General features: G+C 65.1%; 17 protein-coding genes. 13 read left to right on the top strand and 4 right to left on the bottom strand.

Annotated features, from left to right (window positions below):
- Positions 1 to 4: 4 nt before the first annotated feature.
- Positions 5 to 1,567, bottom strand: coding sequence for a 2,3-bisphosphoglycerate-independent phosphoglycerate mutase (gene gpmI / locus VGE27_RS05595; RefSeq protein ID WP_331048652.1), 1,563 nt, complete (start codon positions 1,565 to 1,567; stop codon positions 5 to 7).
- Positions 1,568 to 1,652: 85 nt separating this feature from the next.
- Between gpmI and VGE27_RS05590 the strand changes: the two genes are divergently transcribed.
- From VGE27_RS05590 to VGE27_RS05535, 12 genes are all read left to right on the top strand, one after another.
- Positions 1,653 to 2,312 (top strand): hypothetical protein, encoded by a 660-nt coding sequence (locus tag VGE27_RS05590; RefSeq protein WP_331048651.1) that lies wholly within the window; start codon positions 1,653 to 1,655, stop codon positions 2,310 to 2,312.
- A gap of 38 nt (positions 2,313 to 2,350) precedes the next feature.
- Entirely contained in the window at positions 2,351 to 3,163 is an 813-nt protein-coding gene (locus VGE27_RS05585) for a L,D-transpeptidase (protein ID WP_331048650.1), read from the top strand.
- A 219-nt stretch (positions 3,164 to 3,382) separates the two neighbouring features.
- The gene (locus tag VGE27_RS05580; RefSeq protein WP_331048649.1) at positions 3,383 to 4,330 is read left to right on the top strand and encodes a hypothetical protein; all 948 of its coding nucleotides are present in this window, start codon (positions 3,383 to 3,385) and stop codon (positions 4,328 to 4,330) included.
- Complete coding sequence (locus tag VGE27_RS05575; RefSeq protein ID WP_331048648.1) at positions 4,327 to 5,313, top strand: D-Ala-D-Ala carboxypeptidase family metallohydrolase; 987 nt, start codon at positions 4,327 to 4,329, stop codon at positions 5,311 to 5,313. Before VGE27_RS05580 ends, VGE27_RS05575 begins: the two co-directional genes overlap by 4 nt.
- Before the next feature lie 29 nt (positions 5,314 to 5,342).
- Positions 5,343 to 5,801, top strand: a complete 459-nt coding sequence (locus VGE27_RS05570) for a hypothetical protein (RefSeq protein ID WP_331048647.1) — start codon at positions 5,343 to 5,345, stop codon at positions 5,799 to 5,801.
- Between the two features lie 3 nt (positions 5,802 to 5,804).
- Positions 5,805 to 6,365, top strand: coding sequence for a YkvA family protein (locus tag VGE27_RS05565; protein ID WP_331048646.1), 561 nt, complete (start codon positions 5,805 to 5,807; stop codon positions 6,363 to 6,365).
- Positions 6,366 to 6,436: 71 nt separating this feature from the next.
- Positions 6,437 to 7,927: an IMP dehydrogenase gene (gene guaB, locus VGE27_RS05560; RefSeq protein WP_331048645.1), complete on the top strand. Its 1,491-nt coding sequence runs from the start codon at positions 6,437 to 6,439 to the stop codon at positions 7,925 to 7,927.
- Between the two features lie 148 nt (positions 7,928 to 8,075).
- Positions 8,076 to 9,647 (top strand): amino acid permease, encoded by a 1,572-nt coding sequence (locus tag VGE27_RS05555; RefSeq protein WP_331048644.1) that lies wholly within the window; start codon positions 8,076 to 8,078, stop codon positions 9,645 to 9,647.
- Positions 9,644 to 10,675 carry a bifunctional oligoribonuclease/PAP phosphatase NrnA gene (locus tag VGE27_RS05550; RefSeq protein WP_331048643.1) on the top strand — a complete coding sequence of 344 codons (1,032 nt, stop codon included), beginning with the start codon at positions 9,644 to 9,646 and terminating at the stop codon, positions 10,673 to 10,675. The genes VGE27_RS05555 and VGE27_RS05550 overlap by 4 nt, the downstream gene beginning before the upstream one ends.
- Positions 10,676 to 10,768: 93 nt before the next feature.
- Positions 10,769 to 11,932 (top strand): Mrp/NBP35 family ATP-binding protein, encoded by a 1,164-nt coding sequence (locus tag VGE27_RS05545; protein WP_331048642.1) that lies wholly within the window; start codon positions 10,769 to 10,771, stop codon positions 11,930 to 11,932.
- On the top strand, positions 11,913 to 13,274 hold the full coding sequence (locus VGE27_RS05540) for an MATE family efflux transporter (protein WP_331048641.1): 1,362 nt from the start codon (positions 11,913 to 11,915) through the stop codon (positions 13,272 to 13,274). Before VGE27_RS05545 ends, VGE27_RS05540 begins: the two co-directional genes overlap by 20 nt.
- 7 nt (positions 13,275 to 13,281) lie before the next feature.
- Entirely contained in the window at positions 13,282 to 14,031 is a 750-nt protein-coding gene (locus VGE27_RS05535; protein WP_331048640.1) for an SAM-dependent chlorinase/fluorinase, read from the top strand.
- 20 nt (positions 14,032 to 14,051) lie between these two features.
- Here VGE27_RS05535 and VGE27_RS05530 read toward each other — a convergent pair whose 3' ends face one another.
- From VGE27_RS05530 to VGE27_RS05520, 3 genes are all read right to left on the bottom strand, one after another.
- Positions 14,052 to 14,789 carry a hypothetical protein gene (locus VGE27_RS05530; protein ID WP_331048639.1) on the bottom strand — a complete coding sequence of 246 codons (738 nt, stop codon included), beginning with the start codon at positions 14,787 to 14,789 and terminating at the stop codon, positions 14,052 to 14,054.
- Positions 14,790 to 14,801: 12 nt separating this feature from the next.
- Positions 14,802 to 15,251: a hypothetical protein gene (locus VGE27_RS05525; protein WP_331048638.1), complete on the bottom strand. Its 450-nt coding sequence runs from the start codon at positions 15,249 to 15,251 to the stop codon at positions 14,802 to 14,804.
- A gap of 220 nt (positions 15,252 to 15,471) precedes the next feature.
- The gene (locus tag VGE27_RS05520; RefSeq protein WP_331048637.1) at positions 15,472 to 16,074 is read right to left on the bottom strand and encodes an RNA polymerase sigma factor; all 603 of its coding nucleotides are present in this window, start codon (positions 16,072 to 16,074) and stop codon (positions 15,472 to 15,474) included.
- Positions 16,075 to 16,198: 124 nt separating this feature from the next.
- Here VGE27_RS05520 and VGE27_RS05515 point away from each other — a divergent pair, with 124 nt between their 5' ends.
- The gene (locus VGE27_RS05515; protein ID WP_331048636.1) at positions 16,199 to 16,927 is read left to right on the top strand and encodes a class I SAM-dependent methyltransferase; all 729 of its coding nucleotides are present in this window, start codon (positions 16,199 to 16,201) and stop codon (positions 16,925 to 16,927) included.
- Positions 16,928 to 16,933: the final 6 nt, after the last annotated feature.

Below are 16,933 nucleotides of genomic sequence, written 5' to 3'. Positions count from 1 at the left end.
CGCATCACGAAATGACTCGGGCAGTTGGACGAACGCGAAGATCGCGTCCGGTGATTTCAGGGGGAAGCGGCAAGCCCAGCAGCGTCAGCACTGTCGGACCGACGTCGCAGAGCGCGCCGCCGTCGCGCAGCGGTGCCGTCTCATCGGGGTCGATGATGACGAGGGGCACCGGGTTGGTGGTGTGGGCGGTGTGCGGCTGACCGGTGATCGGATCCACCATCACGTCCGCATTGCCATGATCGGCCGTGATGATCAATCGGGCGCCGCCCACCCGCGCGGCCTCGAGAATGCGCCCCAGGCAGGCATCCACCGTCTCCACGGCCTTCATGGCGGCGGGAATGGAACCGGTGTGTCCGACCATGTCGGTGTTCGCGAAATTGCACAGCATGAAATCATGCGTGCGATTGGCGAGCGCTTCACACAGGATGTCGCATACTGCCGGCGCACTCATCTCCGGCTGCAGGTCGTAGGTCGCGACCTTGGGGCTCGGCACCAGGTGTCGGTCTTCGCCAAGGAACGGTGCATCACGTCCACCATTGAAGAAGAACGTCACATGCGGGTACTTCTCCGTCTCCGCAGTACGCAGCTGCGTGAGGCCGGCATTCGACACCACCTCACCAACAAGGTTCTGCATCGACTGCGGGGCAAACGCCACCGGAAAGTTGAACGCATCGTCGTAGTGCGTCATGGTCGTGATGTGCAGCACCGGACGGATGCCCGCATCAAAACCCACAAAGTCCGGCAGTGAGAGCGCACGCAACGACTGACGCATGCGATCGCTGCGGAAATTGGTGCACACGAGGACATCGCCGTCGCGCATGGGCGCGATGGCTTGGCCATCCGCACCGGCCATCACCCACGGCAGCACAAACTCGTCAGTGACATCGGCATCGTAGGAACGCTGCAGTGCGGCCAGCGCGTCGTGCTCCACCGGCGCATTTCCTTCCACCGCGGCCCGATACCAGAGACCCGTACGTTCCCACCGATTGTCGCGATCCATGCCGTAGTAGCGACCACTCACCGAGGCGAGCATCGCGCGGCCGGCCACGCGTTCGAGCAGGGAAGAGAGGAACCCATACGCGCTCGACGGCGGCGTATCGCGTCCGTCGAGCATGGTGTGAATGGCCACCCGTGGCACGCCTTCACGATGCGCGAGTTCCACCATCGCCAACATGTGATCGTCGTGGGCATGCACACCGCCGTTGCCCAACAGGCCAAGCAGATGCAGGGTGCCACCAGTGCGCTTTGCGGTGGCGCAGGCCGATAGCAGCACCGCGTCGCGATAGAAGTCGCCGTCCTCGATGGACGCGCCGATGCGCACCAGGTCCTGCATCACCACGCGTCCAGCACCCAGGTTGAGGTGCCCGACTTCGCTGTTGCCCATCTGCCCATCAGGCAGCCCGACTGCCCGCCCGGATGCGCTGAGCAGTGTACGTGACGCATGTGACCAAACCCCGTCCCAGATCGGGGTATTGGCCAGACAGATTGCGTTCGCCTCACACGCTTCGCGGTATCCCCATCCGTCCAGGATGATCAGGGCCACTGCTCGCGTCGCTCGTGCAGACATCGTTCTCCGGGGTAAGCTTGGGGAAACGTCGTGGGCGGAATCTACTGCAACGCGGCTCAACCATTCAGAGGAACCCCGGATCTCCATGCGTGTTCGTCGTCGGATCGTGGTGTTGGCCCTCGTATTAGGCGCCTTGGCGGCGTTCGATGGTTTCCTCCTCTTGAGACGGGATCGCTATCGGGAGGAGACGGCCCGTCTGCGCACCGGCATGACGGACCTGGAACGGCAGCGGGCCGACGCCATTGTGGCGGCCGATGCCGACCGGGCCACGCTGATGATCGAGCTGCTGCGGCGACAGGCGCAGGGCGATGAGGCACTCCACCTGGCGGTCAACGTGGACTCGTCCTTTGTGGCGCTGGATCGTGGCACGGCGCGTCTGCGCACCATGACGGCCACGATCGGACCGGAACGCCGCGTGGGCACTGCGCCTGACACCATGCACGCCGTGGTGCCGCGTGGAATGCGCGTGGTGGAGCGCCTGCTGGGCAAGGACGATCGCTATGAGCTTCCGGCCTGGCTCTGGCTGGACCGTGGACTGCCGGTACCAGCGGTGCGCTCCGGCACGGGCTGGACGGGCGCGCAGGCCATTGTCACCACCGGTGGGGTACTCATCTACTCGACCCCCACTACGGGGCCACTGGCCGACAGCAGCTATGTGATGCCGGGCGCAGTACGGGTCTCTGCCGCTGACCTGGTAGCTATCCGCGAGAACCTCACCACCGGAACCAAGGTGTACTTCTTTTGACCACGGCACCGTCATTCCGATTCCGTGCGCGCTGGCTCATGGGGCTGATTGTCCTGCTGGCCGCCTACACCGTCTGGCTGCTCATCGGCACCTTCCGGCTGCGTTTTGAGCGCGACGTGGCCCGCATGGTGTTCAACGACAACACCGAGTCCATCGAGCAGGCCATTCTGCAGGCCGGCTCGGGGGCTGACAGTCTGCGGGCTGAGCTCGCCGAGGCCCCGGTACCACCGGCCGCGGCCAACGCCCCCTACATCGTCGTATCCATCGCGGAACGACGCGTCTGGTACAAGCAGGGCGACAGCGTGCTGTTCACGGCCCCCGTCGCCACCGGTTCCGGGAAGCAGATGGTCGTGAAGGGAAGCACCAAGGTCATGCGCTTCGAGACACCGCGCGGGCGCCTGGTGGTGCAGCGCCGGGATTCCGCGCCGGCCTGGATTCCCCCGGACTGGCATTTCCAGGAACAGGCCAACAAGCGGGGGATGGGGTTGGTGCAGATGGTGCGCGGTTCCCCGATCAAACTGAAGGATGGGTCGAGCATCACAGTGCAGGGGAACGACGTCGTCCGTGTGGGGTCCGATGGCAGTGTCAAACCGCTCTCGGCCAGTGACGGCCGGGAAATCGTGGCCGATGGGCGGATCGTCATTCCACCTTTCGGAACAAATCAGCGAAAGTATCCGGATGTACTGGGCACCCGCCGCCTGTATCTGGGTGATGGCTACGCCTTGCACGGGACGAATAATCCCAAGTCGGTTGGCCAAGCTGTGAGCCACGGCTGTGTCCGCCTCCGGAACGAAGACATCGAAGCGCTGTACAATCAGGTTTCCGTCGGGACTCTGGTCTACATCTACTGACCGGATTTCCCACACACGCGGCCGGCTGTCTACCGGCGGCTTTTGGCCCCGTGATGCGGGAGTCTCCCGGCAGTGGGAGACTTATATTTCCCGACTGACGTTCGATCGTCTTTCTGATTAGCTGATCAGACATCGAGCGCCATCCCCGACTCCGTGAATTCGCCACAGCCTCTCGATACCGCACACGCCGTTCGCCGTCAGTCCCGTTCACCACGCATAGTGCGTCGCCTTTCGGTGACGCTCGGTGTGGGCGCGTGTCTGACGCTCGCGGCTTTTGCTCGACCCGGCCGTGCCGGCGAGGCGACCACGGTTCGCCGCGCCACCGAATACACGACCGCGCGTCGTGCGGCGGCTGCGGCGCCCGGTTCGCTCATCGACTCCCTGCGTGGACGCAGCCGCAAGCTGCGCGCGCGATTCCTCTCGCCGACGCGCACCGCCAGTGTGCCCATTCTGCGCGAGCTGTTCGGCGATTCCGCCACTTCACATGCCGGCATCTATGCGACGCCCGACTCCGTGAGTGCGGCGACGCCGTTCCATTTCATCACCATGCGTCCGTTCGCCGACAAGGTGCGCGGCCGTATCGGCGCCTATCGCATCGGCTTCTTTCCCGCCGAACGCCGAGGTGTGCGCAGTGCGTCGTACTCGAATCCCGAAGGCTTTCTCGAGGTCACGGCGAACAATCAGGACACGCATATCTCCGAGCACTTCCGCCTGCGTGATTTTCTGACCCACGACCAGGCCACCGTGTGGCCCAAGTATCTCGTGCTGCAGGAAACGCTGGTCGACAAGCTCGAACTGGTGCTGGCCGAATTGCGTTCGATGGGCATTCCTGCGCAGAAGATGCGGGTGATGTCGGGCTTCCGCACACCGCAGTACAACGAGCAGGGTGTGGGGGCCGGTGGTCGCGTGCAGGACAGCCGTCATCAATACGGCGACGCGGCCGATGTGTACGTCATGAACAGTGCGCGCGACTGGATGAGCGACCTCAATGGCGATGGTCGCGTCGACATTCGCGACGCACGTGTGCTGGCCAAGGCGGCGGAGCGGGTCGAACAGGCCCATCCCGAACTCGCCGGTGGCATCGGTGTGTACACGGCCACCTCAGCACACGGCCCGTTTGTGCACATCGATGTGCGCGGTCAGCGTGCTCGCTGGGGATCGCTGTGATCCGACGTCGTACCGCACTGGTGCTCAGTGGTCTCGCGGCGATTACGGCGGCTATCTGGTACCAGCCACCTGGTGAACTCATGGCCGACACCTCCGCGCAGAGTGCCGCGCGGCGTGTGCCCAGAGTGGAAGCCACCGCCGAGGCCAAGGGCACGAGCGGTGACGTGCACATGCGCTTCGTACGGGCTGGCGAGCGCCTGGCATTCCCGCTTCGCGTCAATGGCGATGCACTGGGCTTTACCTACCAGTGGATCGCCGTGGGGGGCAACGAGTCGGGAGACGTGGCGCGTCCGCTCGACAGCGACACGCTGCTGGCGCCGCTCACGCCGGGCTTCTACGAACTGGCGGTCACGCGGGCCGGCGTGACACAGCGTCTTACCGAGCCACGACTGGCCGTGCTCGTGCCGTTCGAGCTCAAGTTGGGCAGCACGCTCAATGGCTATCAGATCGGTCGGTATCCGTCCGAGTGGTCGCGCGACGAACAGGGCGAGCGGCCCGATGGATTCGCCGAAGTGCGTGAAGAACATCTCGACCTGCCACTGACCCGGCATCTCAAGGTGCGCGATTTCGTCACGCACGACCGGCAGACCATGTGGCCCCGCTATGTGGCCGTCGATCCGCGCGTGCTCGACAAGATCGAGCTGGTGCTGCGGGAACTGGCGCGTCGCCGGGGCGAGGAACGCATGGATTTCGATCTCGAAGTACACTCCGGCTTCCGCACGCCACTGCACAACTCTGCCGTCGAAGGCTCGGCGCGCGACTCGCGGCACCTCTACGGTGATGCGGCCGACGTGGCGATCGACGCCGATGGAGACGGCCGTCTCACCATCTTCGACGCCTATCGGGTGGAACAGGCGGTGGATTGGGTGGAGCGCATGCACCCGGAACTGGCCGGTGGGCTCGGCGTGTACAGCAGCCGGCGGTACGCCACGCCATATTGCCACATCGACGCCCGCGGCGAACGGAAACGCTGGCGAGGCTGACCGCGTAAGGCGGGCTTAGGAGGAAACACATGAATCCATACGTCCGCGATCGCATCACCCGAAAGCTTGAAACGCTCAACGATGAGCGTCTCTATCAGGTACTCGACTATGTCGAGTTCCTCGAATCGAAGTACGCCGAAAAGCCGGCGCCGGTGGCCAACGTCTTCCAGCGCTTCACCGATGGCGTGGAAGACACGCTGCGGGCCGGCGGCCTGGCCGTTGGAACCGTCTCCGAGGCCATGGGGTTTCTGAACAAGGCTGTCGGGGTATTGAACAACGTCGCTCAGACCACCAAGACGGTGGCCACCGACGTCGTTTCTGCCGCCAAGACCGCCGCCGATCAGATCGGTGCTCCGCCTCCGGGAGGCGCACCGACTGGCTCCACCCCCGCGAATCCTCCGTCAGCCGCCGCTCAAGCCGCCCCTGACGGTGCCCCACCTGCGCCGCCAACCGCGCCGCCCTCAGCTCCAGGCTCCAACCCCACCTGATTCATGGACGAACGGCAGCGACCCGACCCGGACGACGATCACGAAGAGACCGAGGGACATGCCCGAGCAGAGGCGCACGCGGAAGCGCGCGAGCATGCCCGCAGGCGGCGCCTGTCGGCGGCGCGTCGGGAACGTCGTGCCCGTCGTGAGGAAGCCGAGGGGCGCGGCGGTGCTCCGCGTCGAGGGCTCAAGCGCTCGGTGGTCAACGCGATCCGGCAGATTCCGTCGTACATCCGCCTGCTGATTGGGCTGTTCGGTGACCGACGGGTGTCCAACATCGACCGGTTCATGGTCATCGCGGCGGCGGCCTATATCATCTCGCCGCTCGATTTCATTCCCGACGTCATCCCCTTCCTGGGTGAGGTGGACGACGTGTTCCTGCTCATGCTCTCTCTCCAGCGGTTGGTGGAGCGGGCCGGATACGACGTGCTGCTGGATCACTGGCGGGGCGATCCACGGGAGCTCGACGATCTCAATCTGGCCGGTATCGTGGCCGCCGCCGGGTTCTTCCTGCCCAGCCGCTTGCGCCGTCGCCTGCGCAAGATGGCCGGCCATCGGGGCTGATGTCTGGGCTCCGGTCTGTCACAGCTGCAGACCGGAGTTGATTCACCGTCGAGTGCCGTCTACTCTTCAAGATGGCACCCTCGACAGATGGCCCCTCACGCGGCTCCGCCCGTATTCGTGAGGACGTCGCGCTTACGTTCGACGACGTCCTCCTTGCTCCTCGCCATTCGCGCACGCATCCGCGCGAGGTGACGCTGCACTCGCGCTTCACGCGAGGCATCACGCTCAATGTGCCACTGGTCTCTGCGGCCATGGACACTGTCACCGAGAGCGAAATGGCGATTGCGATGGCGCGCTATGGTGCCATCGGCGTCTTGCACAAGAACATGTCGATCGACCGGCAGGCGGCTGAAGTCGATCGGGTGAAGCGCAGCGAGAGTGGCATGATCCTCAATCCGATCACACTCTCGCCAACCGCCTCACTTCGCGAAGCGGTCGCCCTGATGATGCGGTTCAAGATCTCGGGCGTGCCCATCGTGAATGGATCTGGACACCTCGTCGGCATTCTCACCAACCGCGACCTCCAGTTCGAACGGGACCTCGACCGACCGCTGAGCGAGGTCATGACCAGCGAAGGGCTGGTGACCGCACCGGTGGGCACTACGCTCGATGAAGCGGAACGCACGCTGGGCAAGCACCGCATCGAGAAGCTCCCGGTGGTCGATGACCACGGCATGCTCAAGGGGTTGATCACGGTCAAGGACATTCACAAGCGCCGTCAGTATCCCGATGCCAACAAGGATCAGCATGGTCGCCTGCGGGTGGCTGCCGCGATCGGCGCTGGCGCTGACTACATCGACCGGGCCCGGGCCCTGGTGCAGGCTGGTGTGGATGTGCTGATCATCGACACGGCCCACGGACATAGTGAAGGGGTGTTGCAGGCCACGGCGCGAGTGCGCGAGGCTTTCCCCGAAGTGCAGTTGGTGGCGGGCAACGTGGCGAGCCGGGCTGGAGCCGCTGCCCTGGTCGAGCGGGGTGTGGACGCGGTGAAGGTGGGTGTTGGACCTGGTTCGATTTGTACCACGCGCGTGGTGACCGGCGTTGGTGTGCCGCAGTTGACCGCGGTCATGGAAGCAGTGGAAGGGGCGGGCGATGTGCCCGTGATTGCTGACGGTGGTGTGAAGTATTCCGGCGACATTGTGAAGGCGCTCGCGGCCGGTGCCTCGAGTGTGATGATGGGCTCGATGCTGGCTGGCACCGAAGAGAGCCCCGGCGAATCGTTCCTGCTCGAGGGACGCCGCTTCAAGATGATCCGCGGTATGGGATCGCTCTCCGCCATGCAGGACGGCTCGGCCGACCGCTACTTCCAGGAAGGCGAGATGTCCCCCAAGAAGCTCGTCCCGGAAGGCATCGAGGGACGAGTGCCCTACAAGGGCCCGGTTGGCGACGTGCTGTTTCAGATGGTGGGCGGCCTGCGCAGCGGCATGGGCTACGTAGGGTGCGGCAGCATCGAGGCGTTGCGTACGGAAGCGGAGTTTGTGCGCATCACCACGGCGGGCCTGCGTGAATCGCACCCGCACGACGTGACGATCACACGCGAAGCGCCCAACTACTCGCTCTGACCAGTTTCGCTGGGCCACTGTCCGAAACCATCGCCCGTGGGCACATTAGCGCCCACGGGTGATCTGTCTCCCGCCGGCAGGTCCTTGTAGTTGCCTTGCGATCCGTCCTCCACCCAACGGATCGCTCCACCCAGACCACACCGCTCTGATGGGAATCTGGTCAAAGAAATCGATCGCGGCGCTGCGTGCAGAAGCGAACAGCTCCGAAGGAGGGCTCAAGCGTACGCTGGGAGCTCTCAATCTCACGTTGCTCGGTATCGGTGCCATCATCGGCGCCGGTATCTTCGTGCTGACGGGCACAGCCGCTGCCAACTTCGCGGGCCCCGGCGTCTCGCTGTCGTTCGTGCTGGCCGGACTGGCCTGCCTGTTCGCGGGTCTGTGCTACGCCGAGTTCGCGTCGATGATTCCCATCGCCGGTTCCGCGTACACGTACAGCTATGCCACGATGGGTGAGGGCGTGGCGTGGTTCATCGGTTGGAACCTCGTGCTCGAGTACCTGTTCGCGGCCGCCACGGTCAGCGTGGGCTGGTCGGGCTACTTCGGTGCGCTGCTGAGCGAAGTGGGCATTCACATTCCCGCGGCATTTGCCTCGGCGCCGCTGACGGTGGTGAATGGTCACCAAGTCGTGCGCGCATTCACGTGCGTCGACCCTGCCACGGGCGGTGCGCTGATGGATGCCGCCACGCATGTGGCCTTCGTCGCACGAGATGCGTGCACGGCAGCCGGCGGTAATGTGGTGGACGGCCTGATCAATCTGCCGGCCGTGGTCCTGATCCTGGGCCTCACCATGCTGCTGGTGCGTGGTGTGCAGGAATCGGCCACGTTCAACAACGTCGTCGTGGCTATCAAGATGACGGTGGTGTTGCTGGTGATCGGCTTCGGCTTCATGTACATCAACCGCGAAAACTGGACGCCGTTCATTCCGGATATGGTCACCAACCCGGATGGCTCCACGAAGTACGGCATCTCGGGCGTGCTGCGTGCGGCGCCGGTGGTGTTCTTCTCGTACATCGGTTTCGATGCTGTCTCCACGGCGGCGCAGGAAGCGAAGAACCCGCAGCGTGACCTGCCGATCGGCATGATCGCATCACTGCTGATCTGCACGGTGCTCTACATCCTGATGTCGCTGGTCATGACGGGCCTGGCCCCTTACCAGCAGCTTGGCGTGCCGCACCCGGTGTCGGTGGCCATTGGCGCGGTGCCGCAGCTCAAGTGGCTCGAGTACCTCGTGAACATCGGCGCCACGGCGGGCCTGTCGTCGGTTGTGCTGGTGATGCTCATGGGTCAGCCGCGCATTTTCTACACGATGTCGCGTGACGGCCTCCTGCCGAAGATCTTCAGCCGTGTGCACCCGACGTACCAGACTCCGGCCGCGTCGACGTGGATCGTGGGAGCCATTGCCATCGTGATCGCCGGCTTCTTCCCGCTCGGCCTGCTCGGTGAGCTGGTGTCGGGTGGTACGCTGGCGGCCTTCGCCACGGTGTGCATCGGTGTGTGGGTGCTCCGGAACCGTTCGCCGGAACTCGAGCGCCCGTTCCGTACGCCGCTGGTCCCGTTGGTCCCGATCCTGGGCGCCGGTGCCACGTTGTACATGATGTTCCAGTTGCCGAAGCTCACGTGGACGTTGCTCGGTGCGTGGACGGCGATCGGCATGACCACGTACTTCCTGTACGGCATGCGCAACTCGACGATCGGCAAGCAGGAAGCCTCGCGTCGATGAACGCACTTGCCGCCGATGGGCTCCTGAGCGCATCGGACGTGCGGCAGGCGGCGATCCATACCTGGTTCGCTGCCTTCCGCCCGGGAATGACGGTGGCATTGTCCACGCATATCAATGCAGACGGCGACGGGTGTGGCTCCGAAACGGCGCTCGCCCGTCTGCTCGCCCAGCGGGGGATTGACTGTCGCATCGTCAATCCCACGCCATGGCCGTCGATGTTCGAGTTTCTGCTCGGACCCGACGTGCAGGAAATGAGCGCCATGGGCGCGGCCGGTCTCGATGACATCGACGCGCTGGTGGTGCTGGATATCAACGACGTGCGCCGCCTCGGTCAGCTCGCCGACAAAGTCCGTTCGTTGACGGTGCCGGTGCTCGTCATCGATCACCACATCGCTGGTGACGAGCCCGTGGGCACGACCGCGGTGGCCGATACCAAGGCCTGTGCGACCGGCGAACTGGTGTACGATATCGCCGTCACACTTGGCCTCGAGGTGACACCGGCGGTGGCGCAAAGCCTCTACGCCGCCATTCTCACCGATACCGGCAGCTTCCGCTTCAGCAATACGTCGCCGCGGGCGCACGCGATTGCCGCGCAGTTGCTGGTGGCCGGCGTGAACCCGGAGGAGATGTACCGGCGCATCTACGCGCAGGTGAGCGTGGGACGCTTGCAGCTGCTGCGTGAAGCGCTGGGCAGCCTGCAGGTGGAGTCCGATATCGGACTCTCGCACATCTCGGTGGATGCCGGCGTGACTGATCGTTTCCATGTCACGAGCGAGGAGCTTGATGGCATCGTGGAGCATCCGCGCAGCATCACGGGCACGCGACTGGCGCTGTTCTTCCGCGATCTGGGCCACGACAAGGTCAAGGTGAGCTTCCGCAGCACCGGCGATGTCGATGTGCAGCAGTTGGCGCGGCGATATGGCGGTGGCGGGCACGCCAAGGCCTCTGGCGCCATGATCAGCGGATCTTTGGAAGAAGTCCGTACGCGGATCGTGGCCGACGCCCGGGCGTATTTGCGGGGCGAGTAACACGGACCTGCCGCTTGGCAGGTCCGCCGAGGGCATTCCGGCGCCCCGGTGAGGTCTCTAGGTTTCTCTGCGTACCCTAGGCCTCCCACAGAAATGTCGTCTCTCATGGAACGGATCACCGACGCACTGTCGGCGATCCGCAACCCGCGCACCGGCGCCGATGTCATGGCTGCCGAACAGGTGCGTGATATCGCTACCACCGTCGACGGCAAAGTCCGGTTCACCCTGTTGCTGGCCCCCGAGGACGACGCCACGCTGGTGCGTGATGTGCGTCAGGCGGTGGAACAGATCGACGGGGTGCGCGACGTGCGTGTCGATGTGCGCGATCCTTCGCAGAAGAGTGAACCCACCCCGGCGCGCCGCGCTCCTGCGTCCGCACCAGCTCCCGAATCGCAGCCCATGCATCAGCCCACTGCCGCCAAGCGCGCACTCCCCGTGATGGAAGCCGCCCCGGCCCCGAAGGCACCCCCCCGTGTGCCAGATCCGGTGCAGTACCCCAACCTCGGGCGCATCATCGCCGTGTCGTCCGGTAAGGGCGGTGTGGGCAAGAGCACCGTGGCCGTGAATCTCGCGATCGCACTCGCCAAAGCGGGCAAGCGTGTCGGCATCATGGACGCCGACATCTACGGTCCGAATCTTCCGCTCATGCTCGGGGTCGACGCGGCGCCGGCGGTGCGCGACGAGAAGATCATTCCGCTCGAAGCCTTCGGGATCAAGGTCATCTCGCTGGGCTTCCTGATCGAGAAGGAACAGCCGGCCATCTGGCGTGGCCCCATCGTCATGAAGATCATCACGCAGTTTCTGCGCGATGTGAACTGGGGACAGCTCGACTACTTCCTGGTGGACATGCCGCCGGGTACGGGTGACGCGCAGCTGTCGCTGGTGCAAGCCACGCAGGTGCACGGTGCGGTCATTGTCACCACCCCGCAGCAGGTGTCGGTGGGTGATGCCCTGCGAGGCGTGAAGATGTTCGAGCGCACCGCCGTGCCCGTGTTGGGTGTGGTGGAAAACATGTCGTGGTTCGAGAATCCCGAGACCGGCAAGCCGATCGCCATGTTCGGCAGCGGTGGCGGCGAGCGTCTCGCGAAGGAGTGCGGCCTGCCGCTCATTGGCCAGATCCCGCTCGATCCGCGCATTCAGGAAGGCGGTGACACCGGACGGCCGATTGTCGACGCGGAGCCGGACAGCAAGGCGTCGAAGGCCATCCATCAGCTGGCCGAACGTGTGATGCAGCGGCTTGACGAACGCTATCGCTGATTCCGCCCCGCATGATGCTCCACGCGGCGAACTGGTTGGTGAGCCACTCTCACTGACCATTCGCCGCGTGGCGCTTCCGGCCGTCATCGCGAACCTGCTGATGACGGCCTTTCACAACGTCGACACCTTCTGGATCGGTCGCTCACTTGGCGCCGATTCGCTTGCTGCCGTTACCGGCTCGATCTTCTGGATCTGGCTCGTCATCTCGATGGGTGAGATGGTCAGCATTGGTCTCGATGCGATCGCGGCCCGGCGTCATGGCGAACGTCGCCCCGCTGACGCTGCGCGCACAGTGAGCGAAGGGTTGGTGCTGGCCACGCTGCTCGGCGGTGCCATCGCACTGGCCACGCCGTTTGTGCTCGACTGGCTGTTCGTTGCGCTGCACACTGGCGACGCTGTGAGCGACATCGGCCGGCACTACCTCGGCACGTATCTGCTGGGCATGCCGCTGATCTTCGGCTTCTTTGCCGTGGACGCGGCGTTTCGCGCAAAGGGCGACACACGCACTCCTCTCGTGATTCTCGCGATCACGACCGTGCTCGGGCTCATCCTCGATCCCATTCTCATTCGTGGTCTTGGCCCCGTGCCGGCATTTGGTGTGCGTGGTGCTGCGCTCGCCACGCTTGTGCCGCGCGGACTCGGATGTCTGATCGGCGTGGTGCTGCTGCAGCGGCGCGCGATGTTGCAGTGGGCCCGTCCGCGCTGGATGGTGTTGTGGGCCATTGTGAAGGTGGGCGCACCCGCTGCAGCCACCGGCGTGGCGTTCAGCGCGATCTATGTGGCGCTCACGCGCATCACCACGCAGTTCGGTACTCCGGCACTGGCGGCACTCGGACTGGGCTTTCGTCTCGAGAGCGTGGTGTACGTGGTGAGTGTGGGCATGGGCGCCGCTGTGGCGGCCATCGTGGGGCAGAGCATCGGGGCCGGCGACATCGCGCGTGCGAAACGTGCCGGGTGGTATGCTACCGGCATTGTCAGTGCGTTCGGCTTTGTCATGGCCACGGTGAGCTTCTTCTTCGCCGAAGAGTTCGTGTCCATATTCTCGACCGATCCCGACGTCGTGCGCGAGGCTGCCTTGTATTTGCGCATTGCAGCGTTCAGCCAGTGTTTCCTCGGCGCCGAGGTGGTACTGGAAAGCGCCATGGGCGGTGCAGGGTGGACCTTCATCCCGATGTTGTTCAGCACCGCCATCACGCTGTTGCGCCTGCCGGTTGGTGCGTGGGCAGCCCAGCAGTGGGGCACCACGGGGCTCTGGTGGACCCTTGCCCTCACCGCGGCGGCGCGCGGCGCGGTCATGGCGTTACTGTGGGCGTGGGGGCGATGGAAACTGCAACGCGTATGAGGTGCCGATGAACGTCATCACGCTGCTCACCGATTTTGGCACGGCCGATGGGTACGTGGCCGAGATGAAAGGCGTGCTGGTGTCGAACGCGCCGTCGGCGACACTGATCGATCTCTCGCATGAAGTACCTGCGCAGGATGTGGCGTTCGCTCGCCTCACTGTCGCGCGATACTGGCGGCGGTTTCCTGTTGGAACCGTGCACCTGGTGGTGGTCGATCCGGGTGTCGGCACGGCACGCGAAGCCATTGCGGTGGAGAGCGAAGGGCGCTTTCTCGTGGGCCCAGACAATGGTGTGCTGTCGCCGGCGTTGTTTTCACTCTCTGCACGCGTGGTGAGTGTCCCGGTGCCGATCACGGCGTCACCCACGTTTCATGGGCGCGATGTCTTCGCGCCGGCCGCTGCGGCTCTCGCGCAGGGAACGTCACTGGACGAGTTGGGCGACGTGTTTCATTCGCCTGTTCGGCTGCGCACACCGCAACCGCGGCGTGATGGCGATGGTTCGTTGCACGGCGAGGTGCTGACCATCGATCGCTTCGGCAATGTCATGACCAACCTGGTGGTCAGGGACGCCGGTGGCGTGGTGGTGGCCGGAGCGCGCACAGCGCGACTGGTGCGCACCTATGGTGAGGCCGCGTCGGGCGAGCTGGTGGCTCTGGTGGGTTCCAGCGGGTTCGTGGAGCTCGCTGTGCGCGATGGAAATGCCGCGCTCACCTTCGGGCTCTCGCGGGGACACGCGGTCTCACGCCCTGCTGGCTGACAGGCAGCCGACGATCCGAGTTAGAGCTCGGCGCCGCTTCCTGAACTGCTGTTGGTCGTGGGTTCCACCGGACGGCGGGCCGCCACAACCCCTTGAACGGGGGTCGGCGTTTGCCAGCTGACTGGCACCTGCACTTCGTTGGTGCTCGTGGTGCTGGCCGGCGCCCACTTGGCATTCCAGCGTGAGCTGCCACCAAAGCGGCCGAACTGCACGCTGAGCCGCGACACGCCCACCCGCGACTTGACCACGGCACCCATGCCCACCGTGGCCACGGCCCATGTAAAGGCCACCGCGACCAGACGGGCCAGTGCGCCCACTACGGGGACGCTGGAGGCCAGCGCGGCGCCAAACCAGATCAGGCTGAGCGCCAGCAAACCCACCGTCAGGCCACGAACGGCGGCGCTGCGCTCGGAACCGCGCCCGCTGCCGGCAAACGCCCGTCCGATGACGATGGCCACGCCCAGCAGCCCCAAGGTGACCGCGCCGGCCAGGGCCAGTGCCCACGCCAGCGCAGCGAGCGGAATGGCCAGAATGCCAATGATGGTGATGGCGCAGGCGATCACCATGACGAGTAGGGCAGGCACCGCCAGCAGCTGAGTGAGCAGGCCCGCCCAGAAGCTGCCAGAAACATCTCGGGCGGCCGTCTTGGCCACCGCCGTAAGCGCTTCTTCGGCCGTCATGAGCACGACCACGCCGATGATCATGCCGATGCCGAACACCCCGGCAACGGCCATCAGGCTGGCGGTAATCGCGGTCATGGAGACGTCTGCCTAACGGGCGCTGCGCGCCGTGGAGGCCAGAGCCCGCAGCCCCACCACGCCCATGCCCGCCGTTGCCACGAAGCCGCCCACGGCAAGCGCCATGACTTCGGGGGAGCTGGATCGCATCGCATCGAGGCCGGGCTGGCCCAGCACTGTGGTGATGACATCGGAGCCGGCCGCGACCACCTGCTCACGGAATCGTTCGAGGCCCAGCTGGGTGAGTACCACGGCGATGTCCGCCCGGGCGACGGCCCAGGTGGCACCCGCCGTGGCCAGCCCCGCCGTGATGGCGGCGCCGAAACCGGCGGCGATGCGAGCCGGTCGTGTGGCCGGTACGAGCTGTTCCACAGTGCGGGTGGCCGCAGCGTGCCACGGCTCGAAGACCTGCACATGGCTCATCACCCGGTCGGAGAAGCCGATCGAGGGAGCAAAGTCGGGGAGGGCGTCGAGTGCCACCATGAGCTCACGAGCCTGTTCGAGCTCGGATTGGCACTCCAAACACAAACGGACGTGAGCCCGCAGAGGCGCCACGCCAAATCCTTCCTCACCATCGAGGAGGAGCTCTATTTCGTCAGGTCTGAGGTGTCTATTGGGCATCTTGGCCTCCATGACCGGAATACGCGCGCGGCATGTGGCAGGTTTCAACGAGGTACGCGGAAGTTGACATGGGTGCTGGCCGTCACTCCCGGGTGGGCTCGAGCGCCCGGCGTAACTCGTGCCGGGCGCGGTGGATGTAGGTCTTCACGGTGCCCAGCGGCAGGTCGAGGGTGGTCGCAATCTCCTCGTAGGAGCGCCCCTCCACGTGCCGCAGCATGATGCAGGCCCGGTATTCGGGCCGGAGGCTGGCAATGGCCCGCTCGATGGCCGAGCCAAGCTCCTTGGCCTCGATCTCGTCCAGCGCGCTCTCCTGCTCCGACTGCAGATCCAGCGTGGTCGCTTCGACCTCGGCGGCCGACGAAGCATGGGGACTGCCATCCATGCTGATGGTCTCGATCCGCCGACGGCGCAGGTGATCGATGGCCACGTTGTTCGCGATCTTGAACAGCCAGCTCGAAAACTTGAATTCGGGGCTGTACCGGTCGATGTGGTTCAGGACCTTGATGAAAGCGTCCTGCGCCAGGTCTTCCGCCGTCTCACGATCGCGGACCATTCGATAGACAAGCGAGAATACGGGCCGCTCGTAGCGGCGCACGAGCTCGCGAAAAGCGAGCTCACGCCCCTGCTGGGCGAGTCGGACCACGTCGGCATCAGGAAGTGTCCCCAGCTCGTCAAGGATCGGCATGCGCTGGGGCAAAGCTAGTCCGACACGGCCAGCGCGACCAGCGGTGCGGCATCATCCATTGCAGCAAAGGGCCTCGATGCCTTGCTCGCCCTTCGCCATGATTCGATGTTTCGGGATGCCCGGCATGCCACAATCCGCCGCTGCCTCCGCCGCTCAGGGCGAGGGGAAGCGTGACTACGTGCAGCAGATGTTCTCGGACATCGCGCCGCGCTACGACCTGCTCAATCACGTCCTCTCGCTGAACATCGACCGGCGGTGGCGCCGTCGTGCGCTCTCCCTGCTGGGGTGGACTGAGCGGCCCCGTGGCCGCTATCTCGATCTCTGCGCAGGGACGCTCGATGTCGGCGCCATGCTCACCCGCCAGAAGGGCTTCGGTGGTCGGGTGGTCGGCGCGGATTTCGCGGTGCCCATGCTGCGCCATGGCATCGGCAAGGCGCCGGCTGATCGTCTCGCGCCAGTTGGTGCCGATGCACTGCAGTTGCCCTTTGCCGACGGCTCGTTTGACGGTGCCGTGGTCGCCTTCGGCATCCGCAATGTGGCCGATCTCGATGCGTGCCTGCGGGAAGTGCGCCGGGTGCTCACCCCCGGTGCCCGTTTTGTGATCCTCGAATTCTCCACGCCACGCATTGCCCTCGTGCGCGTGGCGTACCAGTTCTATTTCCACCGTATCCTTCCACTCATTGGTCGTTTGGTGAGTGGGCATGGATCGGCGTATACCTACCTACCGCTGTCCGTCGCGCAGTTCCCCACCGAAACCGCGCTCGCCGATCGCATGCGTGCGGCTGGCTATCACGCCGTGCAGTGGGAACGCCTCAGTCTCGGCATTGCCGCGATTCACACCGGCACCGTCTGACCCGCC

This window comes from Gemmatimonas sp. (assembly GCF_036405635.1).
GTDB lineage: Bacteria > Gemmatimonadota > Gemmatimonadetes > Gemmatimonadales > Gemmatimonadaceae > Gemmatimonas.
The sequence above is the reverse complement of the archived record's forward strand: the minus strand, read 5'-3'. Positions and strand labels throughout refer to the sequence as shown.